Raw genomic sequence first — 14,980 nt, forward strand, 5'->3', positions numbered from 1 at the left:
CTCCTAACTCCTAACTCCTAACTCCTAACTCCTAACTCCTAACTCCTAACTCCTAACTCCTAACTCCTAACTCCTAACTCCTAACTCCCAACTCCTAACTCCTAACTCCTAACTTTACTTAATCGGTTGAAGCTTTGTTACCTTAAGTTTAAAAGCCCCAACCCCAGTTTCCCCAAAAGACCGGACACGAATCACATAATTCCCTGTCTCTACGATGCGAGTAAATAGTAACGAATTGCTAGTACCATCAGGGCCATCATCATTTTCTGCCAAAGTCGATCCATCAGGTGCTAGCAGGGTGATCATGGTGTCAAAGTTTTCGGATGACAGGTCAATTGCTAAATTATCGCCCTTCTGTAACTTTATTATGTAGTCACGCGCAAACCCACCTTGACCTGTGGGAATATCTTTGTTTGAGAGGGTATCGGAAAATTCAGTACTGTTAGATAAAGGAATTGGACTATACAACTTATTTTGAGCAAAAGCTGTACTTGTACTTATACCTATTGCCAGCAATGTAGCAGGAACGATCGTGAGTTGTTTTAAACCTGCCGCAAAAACTTTATTCATACATTTCAAAGAATTTTGTCTCCAAAAATAGGGTAATTCGGTTAATTTATGCACTTATATGCTAAAGGCTGTCCATTAATTCTTGATTTATCCGTCTTTAACGGCAGTGGCTACTGCTACTAATCCTAAGACCAGAATTCCATTCTGACGAAGTGTTTGCACAGCAGACCTAGCAGTAGCACCAGTAGTATAAATATCGTCCACTAACAGCACAGGGACATTTGGGGGACAATAGCGAAATTCTTGGCCAACAGCAAAAGCGTTAGCCAAGTTTTTTTCTCGTTTAGATACCGATAAACCAAATTGCGCTTCAGTTTCTCGCACTCTTGCTAAACCGTTTAGTTTCACTTTTAATCCAGTTATTTCGCAAAAGCTTTGGGCTATGAGTGCGGCTTGATTGTATTTACGTTGCTTTTGCTTGCTAGGGTGAAGTGGGATGGGAACCACCACAGGGTGGCTATCTCGCCTCGGTGAATTTAACAACCATGCTTCTCCTAACCAGTGACCTAAAGAACGAGCTATTTGGGGTTGATTGTCGTATTTCATCGCTGCGATCGCTCGTTTCACCGGCCCACCATACTCCCCCCAGCCAAATACTGGTATTGGCTCTTGCCACAGAGAAATCTGGTCTTGACGTTGACATTTTTGCAGTTGTCTGGTGCAATTTTGACAGAATTCTTGTGAGGTTGCACGTTGGCACAGAGGACAATGGGATTGGAGAAAAAGATTGAGTAAGCCTGTAAGATTTTTAATCCACGTATGCATTTTAAAAGTTAGGAGTTAGGAGTTAGGAGTTAGGAGTTAGGAGTTAAAAATTCAAACTTCATAACTCATAACCGTTATGGAGTGATTTAACATACACGCGATCGCACCTTGTTGTTTCTACTCCCGTTGCTGGAGTGTAGCCGTTGCTTTCATACAGCTTGACTGCTTCTACTAAAACGCTGGCGGTTTCAATCCAAATTTGCTCAAAACCACGGTCTGCGATCGCTGCTTCTAGTTGTTGTAACAAATATTTCCCTAATCCTAAACCCCTGATGCTGGGCAAAAGATACATTTTGCGGATTTCTACAGCTTTTTTGCCACGGTGTATGGGGTAGTATGCTCCAGTACCTACTAACTGGCTTTGGTGTTCAATTACCCAAAACTCTCCCCCAGTAGCTAAATAATATTCCTCTACTCGCAGCACATCTCGGTCAGCGCCCTTTGGTTCCCAACCCAGACCGTATTCTGATAGTACATAACTGATGACTTCGGCGGCTCGTGTGCGATCGCTTTGCACCCAATCACGGATTAAAAAATCTTGATAATAGTTTTTCATTACCATTTGCTGGTCAAGTTTACACAGAAAATTTTTCTGGTTCTATATTCCAATTTACTCAGCAAATAGCAATTCTTGCAGAGTCCATTTCAGGCGGTACCTCAACCCCTGAATTGTGCCAGTACTGACAAAAGTCATCTTTAACAAATAAATGTAGGGGCGTACAGATGTACGCCCCTACATATCTATGACTATCAGGTATTTCCTGAAATGTTATTACTTCAAGAAATTTGGTGTAGCACTACCGCCATTCCTACCAACAGCAGGAATTTCCAGGAAGCTATCTGTAGCTTTGCCCGTACCATCGTCGGTAACGAATGTCTGGTTACCCGGATGTCCATTGGGAACGAAAAGTTGCGGATGATCAAAAGGCGCTTTCTCGTACCGAACTCGGTCATCAGTCAGTCCCTTTAAAAAGGCGACCAATTGCTGTTTTTCTTCTGGTGAAAGATTTAGCGGGGGAAGAACTCCAAAGTCACCACCTCGATTGTAAAAATCAACCACTTGCTCTAAAGTCGCTTGACCTCCATTGTGGAAGTAGGGGGCAGTGAGTTCGACATTGCGAAGTCCAGGCGCTTTAAAAGCTCCGTTTGCAAACACTGTTTCACTAGAATTCAACGGTGGATTGAGGGTGGGGGGGTTTTCGCCCAGGAGAAGCTGAAATTTCCCTAACTGAGCCAATCGTGCCTCTGAAAGCGGATTATTCTGCACAGGGTCATTACCACCCAAACCGGGGTCGTCAGTAACAGGTCTAACGCCGATATTGAAGAAACCATTGTCTTCAGGGGATCTTGCACCGAATGGCGCACGTTTGATTCGTCCGTCTTTAGCCACACTGCTCACTGAAGCAGCTGTTAATTCCGATCCAACGTGACAACCAATACACAGAGCTTTACCCTGAAACAGTTGTTTACCTTGTTGTTGCTGAGAGGTTAGGGCTGTGGTGTTTCCTTCCAAGAAGCGATCGAAGGGCGTATCGTTGGCAATGAGTGTAGACTCATACAACTGAATTGCAAGCCCAAAGAACAGCGAGAAGTTATACTCCAACAGCGTGTACTCATTGGTTTGAGAAGAGTTATCAGCGCTGTTGACAAAAGTCCGTACACCTTGAGCATCTACTTGGATGAGTTGATTAGACTTCCACCACTCCGGCTTAAAGGCATCTTTAATCAGCTGATCGTAGGTTTTCTCCTTTAGTCCGGGCTGAGGATATCTACTGTCTGCACCTAAAACGCTGTCTTGTGGATGCACAACCTGTTTGCCTAGCGGTCTGAGGGTAGATAACTTTTCCCCCAAGGCTCTGGGGAGCTTTGTACCACTAATTGACAGAACATTTTGCAGCAGTGTGCTGAGAGAATTACTATTGCCAATTTGCGCCAAATTACCATTAAGTTGGTCAACGGAATTGAGTAGCGGCCCAACCAGAGTATCAGTTAGATTATCTAGATTATCTAAATTATCTAGATTATCTAAATTATCTAAATTATCTAAATTATCTAGCGGCAGTTTGCTAGATTTTCTGTTGTCAATTCGCCCGAACTTATCACCAATTTCTTGAAAAGTCCGACCATCGGCGGACAACTCGAAGGAACTGAGTGGCGGACCAAGCGCCTGAGAAGCCAAAGACGAATTATTCAGGCTGATTTTGACAAATTTAAGCTGATTTGGGTTTTGTGCTTTTACCACAGAGGCGTTAGGATCTCTTAAACCAAAGGGATTCACCCCATTAAAGATGTTCTGCGCCCTTCCATCCCAAAAGTTGCGAAAGTTGAATGCTGAATTAATCACGGTTGGGGTGTTACGCGCCTGGACGTGGCGCACATTTGTACCTCCCACATTAAACACCGCATCTGGCTGCGTTTTTACTTTGTCTGCTGCGCTACCAGGTACGACATTAACAAACTTAGCATTAAAGGCTCCCTGAGAGGAAGTGACATCATTTCGATCAGATACAACGGTTTTAGGATCATTCGGATCTGACAGCTTGTGGAAGGGAAAATCTCCCGGTTTAAGCTGGTAGTTTGGCCCACCACCTATATCAAAAACTGTATCTGGATTCGGTGTACCATCAGCGTTAATCCGCAAAAGCCCAGGAGAAATCTGATTTTTGGATCTATTGTCGGCTCCAGCATGGAAGTGACAACTAGCACAGGAGGTCTGTCCGTCGCTCCCAACCTGCATATCCCAAAAGAGAGCTTTTCCTAACTTGATTGCAGCTCCTTCGTTATTTACGAAGTCTCCAAGATTATCAGGCCGAGGAACCGATACGCTCTTGAGCGAAGATAAAGGCGGCGTAACCTGAGCTGATACAGTATTTCCAGCTATTACTGCTGCCAGAATAAGGGCAGCAATTGTTATAGTCTTTAAAAATCTTGATCTCAGGTAATTAAGCTTGCTATATCTGAATCTCCACTCTTGGCGTTTTATTTTTGTCACCAAAGATTTGAGCAAAAACCGACCTCTTGAGGTCAGTAGCAAATAAATTAAGAAGCCAGTAATAAAGACTACTAAGCTTATTATGGGTATAATCCCCATAGGTTTTTTGTAGTAAATTAACACCGAAAAAATTATACATCTGTAATCATACTTCAAATGTAATATTCATGTAAAGTAATTAGACGATTTACAAATTTTATGTGAACAAAAAACGCTATAAGACTATAAAAAAATTTATCAAGCTAGGTAAGCTATTCTACATTTAACTTGCATTAGCTAGGCGATTTACTGACTTTATCTACAAGAGCTTGAGAAAATTTAGGTATACAAATTAGATATGTTTGAATTTATCATCAGCCCTACTTTAGGTAAAATATTTTAATGTCACTACATCAAAGTTCTGCTCGCTGGCGCTTAGGGCTAGCATTATCGCTATTAACGGTTTTATTGTGGGGAATTTTACCTATTACTCTGGCGGTAACTCTGCAAGTGCTTGATGTCTATACCGTCGTTTGGTTTCGCTTTTTGATATCTTTTTTACTGCTTGGTATGTATTTAGGAATACGCGGTAAATTACCAAAGTTAGAACAATTGCGTTCTGCTTCTTGGAAATTATTAGCGATCGCTACACTATTCTTAGGGATTAATTACTTTCTGTTTATGCAAGGTTTAGCACTAACATCGCCTGCTAATGCTGAAGTTCTCATTCAATTATCTACCCTTTTATTAGGTTTCGGAGGGTTAGTGATTTTTAAAGAACGTTACCGACTGTATCAATGGATTGGTGTCAGTGTAATGATTTGCGGTTATCTTTTATTTTTTCGAGAACAACTAACAAATTTAATCACAGCGCATGACACATATATACTAGGTAGTGTCTTGATTGCGCTAGGAGCAACGTCATGGGCTATTTATGCTTTGGCACAAAAGCAATTATTACAATCTTTATCTTCTCCTAGTATCATGCTGATGATTTATGGGGGCTGTGCTTTATTATTCACTCCTCTAGCCAAAATACAATCACTTTTTATACTTGATACTTTCCATTTATTAATGCTACTTTTTTGTGGTTTGAATACTCTAATCGCTTATGGTGCTTTTGCCGAATCATTACAACATTGGGAAGCATCACGAGTCAGTGCAGTAATAGCTTTAGCTCCCATTGTGACATTAATATCAGTTGCAGTTGTATCAGTTATTGCACCGGAGTGGATACCATCAGAAAACTTTACTTTCATAGCGATATTGGGAGCGGGTTTAATAGTCACAGGTTCAGTAGCGATCGCTTTGGGGAAAAGCTAATTAATAAGAATAATTTTCAGAATTTATCCTGGTTTTTTCATTTAGCAAATTCGTGGCATATTCAAAGCTACAAGAGAAATACTGAGGCAGAGAATTTTTTATTTGTTATGATTTACTAGTGAAGGCAAACTACGGGGTCAGCCTCTTATAAGATGGATACTTTAACCATCTGTGTGACTCTGTAGGATCTAATTATTGACTTGATAGCCAAGAGAAAATTCTTGCAGAAGAATTCAGAAATCAGAATTCAGGAGTCAGAATTAATTAGTAAAGGATTTTAACTCCTGACTCCTAAATTCTGTTTTGATAAAATCAGGCTAATAACTTTAAGTAAACCAAGCAGGGCGCCAGAATAACTACCAAAGCCAACACCTGATAAAACCAGACTACCGAAACAGTTGAGCGATGAATAGTTTGTTTGGTAATTGGGCCAGCACCCTGAGAAAAAATTCCCTATTGCTGGTTCTTTCAATGGTGCTGCCAACATTTGGAATTAGCAATTCTGTTTTGGCAGCAGAGCGGATTTATGCATCTTATTCAGCTTTAGAGCTTTCCATTTCAGTCACCACTTTAGAAAACTACGCCAAAACAGGTGTAATTAACGAAGACTTGGCAGCCTATCAGCAATATCTGCCTCTTCAACAGCTTCAAGAATTGCGGCGAATTTTACTTAATCGTGTGAAAGTTAGTCCGGTAGTAGTTTCGCAACTTCTCTACACACAGCAAGGAGAATTGTTGCTGCATCGGTTGGCGCAAATGATTAAAACCAGTGACCAAGAACCAGGATTTGGTAGTTTGCGTTCGGCGCTAATTTTAGCCTCTGGTGAATCAGAAGGCTTGACACTTTTGAATGTGTTGCGTAAATATCCCAGCAGCAGCATTCGCCTTGACGTAGCCCAAGCTTTAGAAATAGGTACGGAATTAGAGAAACTTGTTAACCAAACCCATCGGGCGATCGCAGCAGTTTCTCAAGAGTCTAAAATAGAAGCTGCTACCATCAAACAACCAAATTTATCACAATTACCTGATTTACAAGTTCCGGGAAAGTTTAAGTCGCAAAAATACACCCAAAAGTTTTTCGACTCAACACGCAATCGGCTTTTATTAACTGATGTTTACATTCCCAATGTCCAGAATCCTGCACCCGTAATTGTGATTTCTCACGGGTTGGGTTTAGATAGTAGCAACTTTCAATATTTAGCCACGCACCTAGCTTCTTACGGATTTGCCGTTGTCGTTCCCAATCATCCTGGTAGTGATGCGAAACAATTGCATTCTCTGTTAAATGGACACGCCAATGAAATAGCAGAACCAGGTGAATTTAAAAACCGACCAATGGACATAACATATATCCTGAATCAATTGGAAAAAGGTAATCAATCTGATTCACGGTTTAAAGGTCGGTTAAATCTGCAACAAGTCGGAGTATTTGGTCAATCTTTGGGAGGCTACACAGCCTTAGCCCTAGCAGGCGCTAAAATCAACTTTGAGCAGCTAAAACTTGACTGTCAACCAGCAGCACTGCAAAATACCTGGAATATGTCTTTAATGCTCCAGTGTAGCGCTTTAGAATTGAGCATCAGCAAGTTTAGCAAAAATTATAACCTGCGGGATGAGAGAGTGAAAGCTGCGATCGCAGTTAATCCCATTACTAGTTCTATTTTCGGCAAAGCTGGCTTAAGTCAAATAAAAACTCCAGTAATGATCGTCAGCAGTAGTGATGATACAGTTGCACCGGCTTTATCCGAACAAATTTTACCTTTCTCCTGGTTGGCGAATTCACAAAAGTATCTCGTCATGCTTGTAGGCGGCACCCACTTTTCCACCATTGGCAATGGTAACCCCGCAAATCAACAAGTAGCATTACCTGCTGATATGATTGGCGATGCTTCCCAAGCGCGTCGTTACATGAATGTTTTAAGTTTACCTTTCTTCCAAACATACATTGCAGTCAGGCCGCAATACACCCCTTACCTTAACGCCGCCTACACTCAAAGCATTTCTAGTAAGTCGCTTGGTTTGAGTATGGTTAAGTCATTGAATACAACCGAATTAGCACAATTGCTGGATATTGAAGGAGCCAAACCTGCAAAAAAAAACTTCCCAACACCATAGTCGGCTTCGGATTTTGGATGTTGGATATTGGTGTTGCATTGCTGCATGTGATGATTTTTATTTGACTATAAACAATTAGTTTGTTTATTCTCTGGCGAGTTCCCGCGCACTGTCCATGTTTGCTGCGAGTACACGCACGATATCAACAGAGTTTTCACTTCGATATCTCAGTAAATATCCACAGGACTTACGCTTTCAAGGTAGTCAAAGCCTTGATTTCCCGTAGGGGCAATTCATGAATTGCCCCTACATTTTGTATGTAATGCGTAAGTCCTTAACAAAAATATATGAATGGTCATCAGTAATTAAGCTTAACTATGCTGTAGTACACTACATCTAAGTAATAATCCCGCGTTTAATGGTTGAAAGCAGTGTGAAGAAAATCCTGATTTTGTCAGCCAATCCCACGAACACAAACAAGCTACGCCTAGACGAGGAAGTGCGGGAAATTCAGGCAGGGTTGGAACGAGCTAGAAGCCGAGGTCAGTTTGAAATCATCACTAAATGGGCAGTACGTCCTGACGATTTGCGCTGTGGACAATTGCTGGCTGCGGTCAAACAATTAGTAATATCAAATGCTCCTGTAGCGCCCTCCAACCTAATTAAAGACAAAGGGCGGACACCTTTTAATATTGGTCGTGCAGTTGACTTGACAGGTTTTCAACTCTCAGAGACGCAACCACTGGCGCAGGGACTAGTAGATATTGGCGATCGCCAAGAATTAATCAAAGCAGTTTTAAACTGGACAGGAGGACAACCGTTTCTTACCCAAAAGTTATGTAAGTTGGTATTGCAATATGGCAAAGAGATCGGGAAAAGGGTAGAATCCAACATTACAGAGTGGGTAGAGCATCTGGTGCGATCGCAGATGCTGACAAACTGGGAAGCACTTGACGAGCCGGAGCATTTAAAAACCATCCGCGATCGCATTTTACGCAGTGGGTGTGAAAAATAATAACTATGTAACGAAAATTTAACTAAAAGAACCAGAGTTAAATTTTACACGTTCTATACTGTAGCTTCCTCTTTCTCCCCGAGCTTCAACACCCTTAATTACTGCGTAAGCAAGGTCTAACTCATCATCAAACATTTGCCCAGATAGTTCATCTTTTTTAAGGTGTTGCCACTCCAATTCAATTGGGTTCATTTCAGAACAATATTTCGGCAAAAAGAAAATGTACAATCCCATGTATTCCCATTTTGTCCATAACTCCTGCACCTGTTTGCATCGGTGTATCGGGCCGTTATCCTGGACAATTACCCTTATACGTTCTGTCTTCTGGGCATCAGCGGCTTCTTGTTCCATCATTTGGATATAAGATTTTCGGTCAACACCCCCAATAACTAAACCGTAAATAAAGTTGATAAGAGGCAGGGGGCAGAGGGCAGGGGAAAAGGTACAAACCTTGCCCCTTGTGGGCAAAAGCCCCCTTGCTCCTTTTCTCGCTTGGTTGAAGCCCCACCCCTTGTGGGTGGTTTTTCTCCCCTGCTCCCAGCTAAGAGCTCCCCTGCTTTTTCACTAAAGGTTGCAGAAACCCGATAATACTTAGCCGACGACCACGACGCAATGTGAAGTTCTAAACGTTTTTGCTCACCTCTAAAGTAATAGGTGTAACCTGGTTCACTCCATACACAAAAAGAAAGATTCATCAAGATACTTTAAATCAATTTCTCCAGTTGCAGCAGCTAGTTCCAACATATCTAAGTCTGCTTGCTTGCGATCGCGTACTACAGGGTCTTGTTTTCCTTTATGGCTCTTTCTGGCACGCTTCCAATTGACCACGCCAGTTGCTTCAAGTCCGCAGAGCCGCCCAACGCACTGGCTCCCCTTTTTTTGAGTACCCGTCTTAATCTGTCAGGACTCAGTTGCACATTGCGGTAAGCGAAGCTATGCCGAAAGCTTATCGCGTTCTAATTTTTCAGTGAGTTGACGACTGTTGTATGTACGTAGTTCTTTTTTGAGGCATTCCTCTAAAAACACAATGTCAGTTTCAGTCCATTTTTGTTTTCCCCCTCGAAGAAAGGCAATTCCCAAAGCCCTTCCAGACCTAGCTTCTGCCATTTATGTAAAACCTCTCTTACTGTTTGCGGAGTCCAATTAAAATGAGCGGCTATTTTTTCTACGTACCAGCCATGTGTATTTAATCTGATTACTTCTGCTCGGTCTTTGACTTTCTGTGTTACATCCGCAGTTCTAAGGTTTAACAAAGTTCGGTCTTGCTCATTAGATAGAAATACCCTTAAACGAGCGCCCATATTTTAGCTACCTCGGTAGATGCATTCTCTGTATTTACTTATCTTTACATAGTTTGGTTTTTTCATGCCTACGTACTTATATACTTTTCCCCATCCCCTACTCTCTCGAAAAATATCAGAAACTAAAAAATTGTTATTCCCACAGAAATATTGTGTATTGTAAAAATATTTTATCGCTTCTAAGCTATAAAATATCAATCCAAACCGAGCATTGAGAAATTTCATCACAAAAGTGATTGTTCATGATTAGTCACTTCTAAAAATACGGTTAGATAGCTAAAAAATCAAAGAGAACATACAATGACTGAAAACAAAGACTCCAAAAATCCCATCGCTCAAGATAATACTACAAATGAGTTATCTGAGAAAGACATAGCTTCTGTTTCTGGAGGTAATTTCATCCCTCCTAATAAGACTACCTCTTTTCCTAAGACTCCGAATGGGTTATCTGAACACGAACTAGGTTCTGTTTCTGGAGGTGCTACTAGAACAGTTGACGAAGGCGCAGATCCTGGTACACAAGGAGGCACTGGAACAGGTGGTACTACTGGTACAACATGAGGCGGAGGCCCGAGGACGAAAAGTAATCCCCCCCACTAGCCTAAATAAGTAGGTAGACGTAATTAAACATAAGAAAAACCTCACCCTCAATCCCTCTCCTTAGTATTGTCGGGGGAAGCCGGAGGCAGGGTGAGGTTTTATATTTAATTTGACCACTTACTTATCTCTTCACGGGCGACGCGCATATCAGGAGTGACATCATCCAAAATAGTTGGTTGAAAAAAGTAACCGTTTTTCAATGAATCTTCACTGGCAATTTGTCCACCAATTAAAACCTTTGCTCCTTCCTCACGGGCGATATCCAAATACTTGCTCACCTGTTGGAGTTGCTTTTCATTGACAATCGGCCTACTGGAATTTGTGTACTAAGTTTGCTTGCTTTCTAAGTTATCCTCAAGTTTCGGGAATTGGCAGCAGATACAAATATCGATATAAAAATTAAGGCACGAACGCCAACACCCCCACAGGAGAACCAGAACCACCACGCAACCTGAGAATGCCGATCGCTAGAGTAGTACCTTTAGGTGGCAATTGATCCAAATTGGTGAGATTCTCCAATACAATGCGCGGTTTCTCCAACACCAAGTGGTTAATAGCAAAACTGTTATCCTGTCCGGGATCGACACCGTGAGTATCAATTCCTACCCCTGCTATTTGCCGTTCATCCAGTAATAATTGAGCCGCATCGTTACCAAAACCCGGAAAGTGGGCAATTCCTTGAGAATCATGATTTAGGAATGCACTTTTATCAAACCACTTTTTTTGCCAACCAGTATTCAGTATAACTACGCACCCAGGAGAAATTTCACCGTATTCTTCTTCCCAAACCAGAACATCAGCAATAGTCAGCGCATAATCAGGATTAACTGCTGTGGCAAGGCGTTTATCTATGACCACCGCAGGTACAACCAAAGATTGGGCTGGGTATTGGTCAATTCCCACGGCATAACTATGAAAACTATTAGGGGCGTTGATATGGGTAGCACTATGTTCTCCCAAGGAGAAACGCCGCAGGTAATAGCCATCATTATTCAGTTCAGCCACAGTTTCAAATTCTACTGGAGGGTCGCCAGACCATTGGGGAATATCTATGTCAATTACATGACTTAGGTGGATAATCCGTGTGTAGGTGATACTATTGTGACTTTGGGGTTGTATCATCCCAGCCTTCTATTTTATTTGTACTCAGAGATTTTTTCAAATATGCCGCAGCTACGCCCGTCGTAGACATTGCCTAGTTTGCACTACTGCGTAGGTTTTGCCCTGTATTAGAAGAAATAATCCCCCAATTCCTGTAAATTTCAGGTTGTTGGGGGGGTTCAAATGTTGCAGCAAAAAGTGAATTAATCTATAGTTAACAACTAATAGGTTAACATTTAATTAAATTCTAATTAATTTTTTGTAATATCTACAAATCGGGTTGTTGCTTGAATGGAATCACGATCGCAAACTCAGTACCTTCTCCTGGGGCTGAAATACACTGGATTTGCCCGCCATGTTTTTTTACAACAATTTGGTAACTAATTGATAACCCCATGCCCGTGCCTTTACCGACGGGCTTCGTAGTAAAGAAGGGGTCAAATACGTGTTTGCGTACTTCCTCAGTCATGCCTGGGCCATTGTCGGCAACGCCAATAATTACATGACCTGCTTCGATGAGGGTGCGAATGCGAATCTGGGGAGTAGGGAGTGCTTCTTCCCCCACTCCCCATGCCCCATTGCCCACTCCCTCTTGTAAAGCATCGATCGCATTTGTCAACAGATTCATAAACACCTGATTAATATGTCCAGCGTGACACATTACTGGTGGCAGGTTGCCGTAGTCTCGGATTACCTGGATTTCGGGATTTCCTGGTTTGGCTTTCAGGCGATTTTGCAACAGCAGTAAGGTGTTATCAATACCTTCATGAATATCTACTGGTTTTCTGCCGTCTTCATCAAGGCGAGAGAAATTGCGTAAAGATAGGACAATCTGCCGAATGCGTTCGGCTCCCATGTTCATAGAATCTAGAATTTTGGGCAAATCGTGCCTGATAAAGTCTAAATCAATAGTCTCGATTTGTTCCTCAATCTCTGGTATTGGTGGGTGGTAGTTCTGTTGATAAAGTTTTACCAAGTCCAATAAATCTTTAGTATATTCACGGGCGTGGCTAATATTGCCATAGATGAAATTGACGGGATTATTGATTTCGTGGGCAATACCTGCAACCAATTGTCCCAAACTGGACATTTTTTCAGTTTGAATCAGTTGCGCTTGGGTTTGTTGAAGTTCTAGCAGTGCCGCTTCTAGTTGCTGGGCTTTGTCTTGGGCTGTTTGGGCAGCGATACGACTTTGGGTGTAAAGTTTTGCTTGGTCTATGGCGATCGCTAGTTGAACTGTAACTGCTTGTAATAATTCTACTTCGTTGTCCAACCAAGGACGAGAGCCACTACAAGAACTACAGCTAAATGTGCCAATTTCCCCAGATTGGGTATGTACAGGCAGCGACATAAAGGCAGTGAAACCCAAATCCTGCAAAAATTGTTGTGTAGTGCGTAGGCGTAGCCCGCCGCAGGCATCGCCGGCAGTCTCAACATCATTAATGCGGATGATTTCTCTGTTCAAGGTTTTGGCTGCAATTAGTTCGATTTCTGCATTAGTTGCTTCTTGGTAGTTAAGCAAACAGGAAAAAGAGGAACTTTTCGCCTCATATAGTCTCTCCCAGTAAGGTAAATCAGCATCTTGCCGATACCAAAAAAAGGCGCAGCGATCGATCTGAAATAAGTTACGAATCTCCTGCACTGCGGTTTCTACAATGTAATTGAGATCCAAGGAAGCTCGAATCTGGTTAGAAAGACGATTGAGTAGGGCTTCCCGTTGGGCGCTTTCTCTGAGTGCAACTTCTGCTTGTTTGCGCTTGATGCCAATGGCAATCTCCTGGGCGGCAAATTCTAGTGCTGTAAAAGTTGATTCTGTCACCGTTTGACGACTAAACATGGCTATCACCCCTACAGTTTCATCTTCAACAACCAGGGGATAGCCAGCGAAGGCGACCATACCTTCAAGCTTTGCCCACTCTTTGTTAGCCACGCGGGGATCTGTCTGCACAGAGTTAGTTAGGTGGGGTTTGCCCTCTTCGGCAATTAAACCAATTTTGAATTGACCAACTGGCACACATTTATGGGAACCATTAATGTGGGTATACATCCCAGAACTGACTTGCAACTCCAATACGTTGTCTTTTTTGTTCAGCGTCCAGATGCGAGCAAAGGCTGCATCAAGATGTTCAACTAAAGCGTCAGTACAACGGCGCATCATCTTCTGTAAGCTGTCACTCTGGGTAAGGGCTGCGTCTACATCGGCACGAAAATTTGCTAAACGCGCCCGTTCTGCTAAAGCTGACTCTGCAAGTTTTCGCTCAGTGGTGTCATAGCAAATACCAACAAAGTTTAAAATATTACCATTAGCGTCTTTAATAGCAGATGAGTTGCTTGTATGCCATAGCCAACTACCATTTTTGTGTTTTACCCGATATTCAATTGCGTCTTGTTTCTCGCTTGTTGTCAAAATTCTTTGAAAATAATCGGCACAGATAGGCACATCATCAGGATGTATAAAGAGAATAAAAGATTTGCCTTCAACCTCTGCAACCTCATGTCCAAAAATTTCAGTCCAGTTAGGAGAAACGTAGGAAAATATCCCTTCAAGTGTCAGCGCAAAAATAATGTTATTGGCGTTTTCAACAATGCTACGAAACTTGGCATCGCCTTCTATAAATGCTGCTTGGATGTTATCGCTGCTGTGGCGGATAAGAACTATGATTTGCTGGTCTGGTAATGGTAATAACCTAGCTTCAAAATTATTCTTCCCCGATGGTAGCGCTAAGGTATATTCAAAACTGACTTGATATTGAGTTTCAAGTACTTGAGTTATTGCTTGGTGGAAGCGATCGCCTACAGCAATCGGTAGGCATTCTCGCAAATTGCCCTGACAATCTCCTGCTGGAATATACGGATGCTCCATCAATCCTGGCTTGTAATCCAGAATACTTCCATCAGCATCAATACGAAAGTATAAATCAGGAAGCACTTGCAAAATCGCTGCAAATTCTGATGTTTTTTGGCGTAATTGTGCTTCAACTGCTTGGCGTTTTGCAGTTTCAGCTTGTAGTTGTTCTAGTGCTTTTGGTAATGCCACCTGTTTTTGTTCTGTAATTTGATGCAGACAACAAGAATAATTTGTAGATGCCGAGCAGCTTTCTCTCAGAGGAGGTCGCACTTCTGTTATATCAACACAATAACCGCGAGCATCCCAAATGTGCAAAAATTTTGATAGCCCTCATTCCCTAACCCCAAATCCCATGTTTGGGAGAGGGAGAACTAGAATTATGTCTCCCCTCTCCCGTCATATGGGAGAGCGGCTGGGGGTGAGGAAAAAGA

At 42.1% G+C, this 14,980-nt stretch carries 13 protein-coding genes and 2 pseudogenes; 4 read left to right on the top strand and 11 right to left on the bottom strand.

Translation table 11 applies throughout. The annotated features are described in order from the left end of the window. Window positions 1-114 precede the first annotated feature (114 nt). The 4 genes from V7K73_RS09970 to V7K73_RS09985 form a co-directional block, all read right to left on the bottom strand. A complete protein-coding gene (locus tag V7K73_RS09970; RefSeq protein WP_334879466.1) occupies window positions 115-570 on the bottom strand; it encodes a PPC domain-containing protein in 456 nt (151 codons plus the stop codon). Window positions 571-657: 87 nt separating this feature from the next. Then, entirely contained in the window at window positions 658-1,335 is a 678-nt protein-coding gene (locus tag V7K73_RS09975) for a ComF family protein (RefSeq protein ID WP_334879468.1), read from the bottom strand. Window positions 1,336-1,393: 58 nt separating this feature from the next. Next, window positions 1,394-1,891 (bottom strand): GNAT family N-acetyltransferase, encoded by a 498-nt coding sequence (locus V7K73_RS09980; protein WP_334879470.1) that lies wholly within the window; start codon window positions 1,889-1,891, stop codon window positions 1,394-1,396. A 216-nt stretch (window positions 1,892-2,107) separates the two neighbouring features. Next, window positions 2,108-4,426: a cytochrome-c peroxidase gene (locus V7K73_RS09985; RefSeq protein WP_442936750.1), complete on the bottom strand. Its 2,319-nt coding sequence runs from the start codon at window positions 4,424-4,426 to the stop codon at window positions 2,108-2,110. A 282-nt stretch (window positions 4,427-4,708) separates the two neighbouring features. Here V7K73_RS09985 and V7K73_RS09990 point away from each other — a divergent pair, with 282 nt between their 5' ends. The 3 genes from V7K73_RS09990 to V7K73_RS10000 all read left to right on the top strand — a co-directional run bounded on the left by V7K73_RS09990 (window position 4,709) and on the right by V7K73_RS10000 (window position 8,699). Further along, the gene (locus V7K73_RS09990) at window positions 4,709-5,629 is read left to right on the top strand and encodes a DMT family transporter (protein WP_334879472.1); all 921 of its coding nucleotides are present in this window, start codon (window positions 4,709-4,711) and stop codon (window positions 5,627-5,629) included. Window positions 5,630-6,034: 405 nt separating this feature from the next. After that, on the top strand, window positions 6,035-7,744 hold the full coding sequence (locus tag V7K73_RS09995; RefSeq protein ID WP_334879474.1) for an alpha/beta hydrolase: 1,710 nt from the start codon (window positions 6,035-6,037) through the stop codon (window positions 7,742-7,744). 373 nt (window positions 7,745-8,117) lie between these two features. Then, entirely contained in the window at window positions 8,118-8,699 is a 582-nt protein-coding gene (locus V7K73_RS10000; protein ID WP_334879476.1) for a hypothetical protein, read from the top strand. Window positions 8,700-8,717: 18 nt separating this feature from the next. On the opposite strand, the gene V7K73_RS10005 is transcribed toward V7K73_RS10000, so the two are convergent. The 4 genes and pseudogenes from V7K73_RS10005 to V7K73_RS29805 form a co-directional block, all read right to left on the bottom strand. Next, a complete protein-coding gene (locus V7K73_RS10005; RefSeq protein ID WP_334879478.1) occupies window positions 8,718-9,167 on the bottom strand; it encodes a transposase in 450 nt (149 codons plus the stop codon). A 198-nt stretch (window positions 9,168-9,365) separates the two neighbouring features. Further along, window positions 9,366-9,527: a hypothetical protein gene (locus tag V7K73_RS10010; protein WP_334879479.1), complete on the bottom strand. Its 162-nt coding sequence runs from the start codon at window positions 9,525-9,527 to the stop codon at window positions 9,366-9,368. 105 nt (window positions 9,528-9,632) lie between these two features. Continuing rightward, window positions 9,633-9,806, bottom strand: coding sequence for a hypothetical protein (locus tag V7K73_RS10015; RefSeq protein ID WP_334879481.1), 174 nt, complete (start codon window positions 9,804-9,806; stop codon window positions 9,633-9,635). A gap of 29 nt (window positions 9,807-9,835) precedes the next feature. After that, a pseudogene (locus V7K73_RS29805) lies at window positions 9,836-10,000 on the bottom strand (IS630-like element ISAcma27 family transposase); the annotation flags it as partial. Window positions 10,001-10,300: 300 nt separating this feature from the next. Between V7K73_RS29805 and V7K73_RS10020 the strand changes: the two are divergent. Beyond that, window positions 10,301-10,561: a hypothetical protein gene (locus tag V7K73_RS10020; RefSeq protein ID WP_334879483.1), complete on the top strand. Its 261-nt coding sequence runs from the start codon at window positions 10,301-10,303 to the stop codon at window positions 10,559-10,561. 161 nt (window positions 10,562-10,722) lie between these two features. On the opposite strand, the pseudogene V7K73_RS10025 reads toward V7K73_RS10020, so the two are convergent. From V7K73_RS10025 to V7K73_RS10035, 3 genes and pseudogenes are all read right to left on the bottom strand, one after another. Continuing rightward, window positions 10,723-10,908, bottom strand: a pseudogene (locus V7K73_RS10025) (aldehyde dehydrogenase family protein); the annotation flags it as partial. Window positions 10,909-10,999: 91 nt separating this feature from the next. Then, entirely contained in the window at window positions 11,000-11,722 is a 723-nt protein-coding gene (locus V7K73_RS10030) for a cyclase family protein (RefSeq protein WP_334879485.1), read from the bottom strand. 247 nt (window positions 11,723-11,969) lie between these two features. Further along, a complete protein-coding gene (locus V7K73_RS10035; RefSeq protein ID WP_334879487.1) occupies window positions 11,970-14,864 on the bottom strand; it encodes a GAF domain-containing protein in 2,895 nt (964 codons plus the stop codon). Window positions 14,865-14,980 lie beyond the last annotated feature (116 nt).

It is taken from the genome of Nostoc sp., assembly GCF_036916975.1.
GTDB lineage: Bacteria > Cyanobacteriota > Cyanobacteriia > Cyanobacteriales > Nostocaceae > Nostoc.

Bases quoted from the DNA above. Each gene is read 5' to 3' on its own strand.
- V7K73_RS09995 (WP_334879474.1), top strand. From the start codon at position 6,035: ATGAATAGTTTGTTTGGTAATTGGGCCAGCACCCTGAGAAAAAATTCC.
- V7K73_RS09990 (WP_334879472.1), top strand. From the start codon at position 4,709: ATGTCACTACATCAAAGTTCTGCTCGCTGGCGCTTAGGGCTAGCATTA.
- V7K73_RS10020 (WP_334879483.1), top strand. From the start codon at position 10,301: ATGACTGAAAACAAAGACTCCAAAAATCCCATCGCTCAAGATAATACT.
- V7K73_RS10030 (WP_334879485.1), bottom strand. From the start codon at position 11,722: ATGATACAACCCCAAAGTCACAATAGTATCACCTACACACGGATTATC.
- V7K73_RS09975 (WP_334879468.1), bottom strand. From the start codon at position 1,335: ATGCATACGTGGATTAAAAATCTTACAGGCTTACTCAATCTTTTTCTC.
- V7K73_RS09970 (WP_334879466.1), bottom strand. From the start codon at position 570: ATGAATAAAGTTTTTGCGGCAGGTTTAAAACAACTCACGATCGTTCCT.
- V7K73_RS09980 (WP_334879470.1), bottom strand. From the start codon at position 1,891: ATGAAAAACTATTATCAAGATTTTTTAATCCGTGATTGGGTGCAAAGC.
- V7K73_RS10015 (WP_334879481.1), bottom strand. From the start codon at position 9,806: ATGGCAGAAGCTAGGTCTGGAAGGGCTTTGGGAATTGCCTTTCTTCGA.
- V7K73_RS09985 (WP_442936750.1), bottom strand. From the start codon at position 4,426: ATGGGGATTATACCCATAATAAGCTTAGTAGTCTTTATTACTGGCTTC.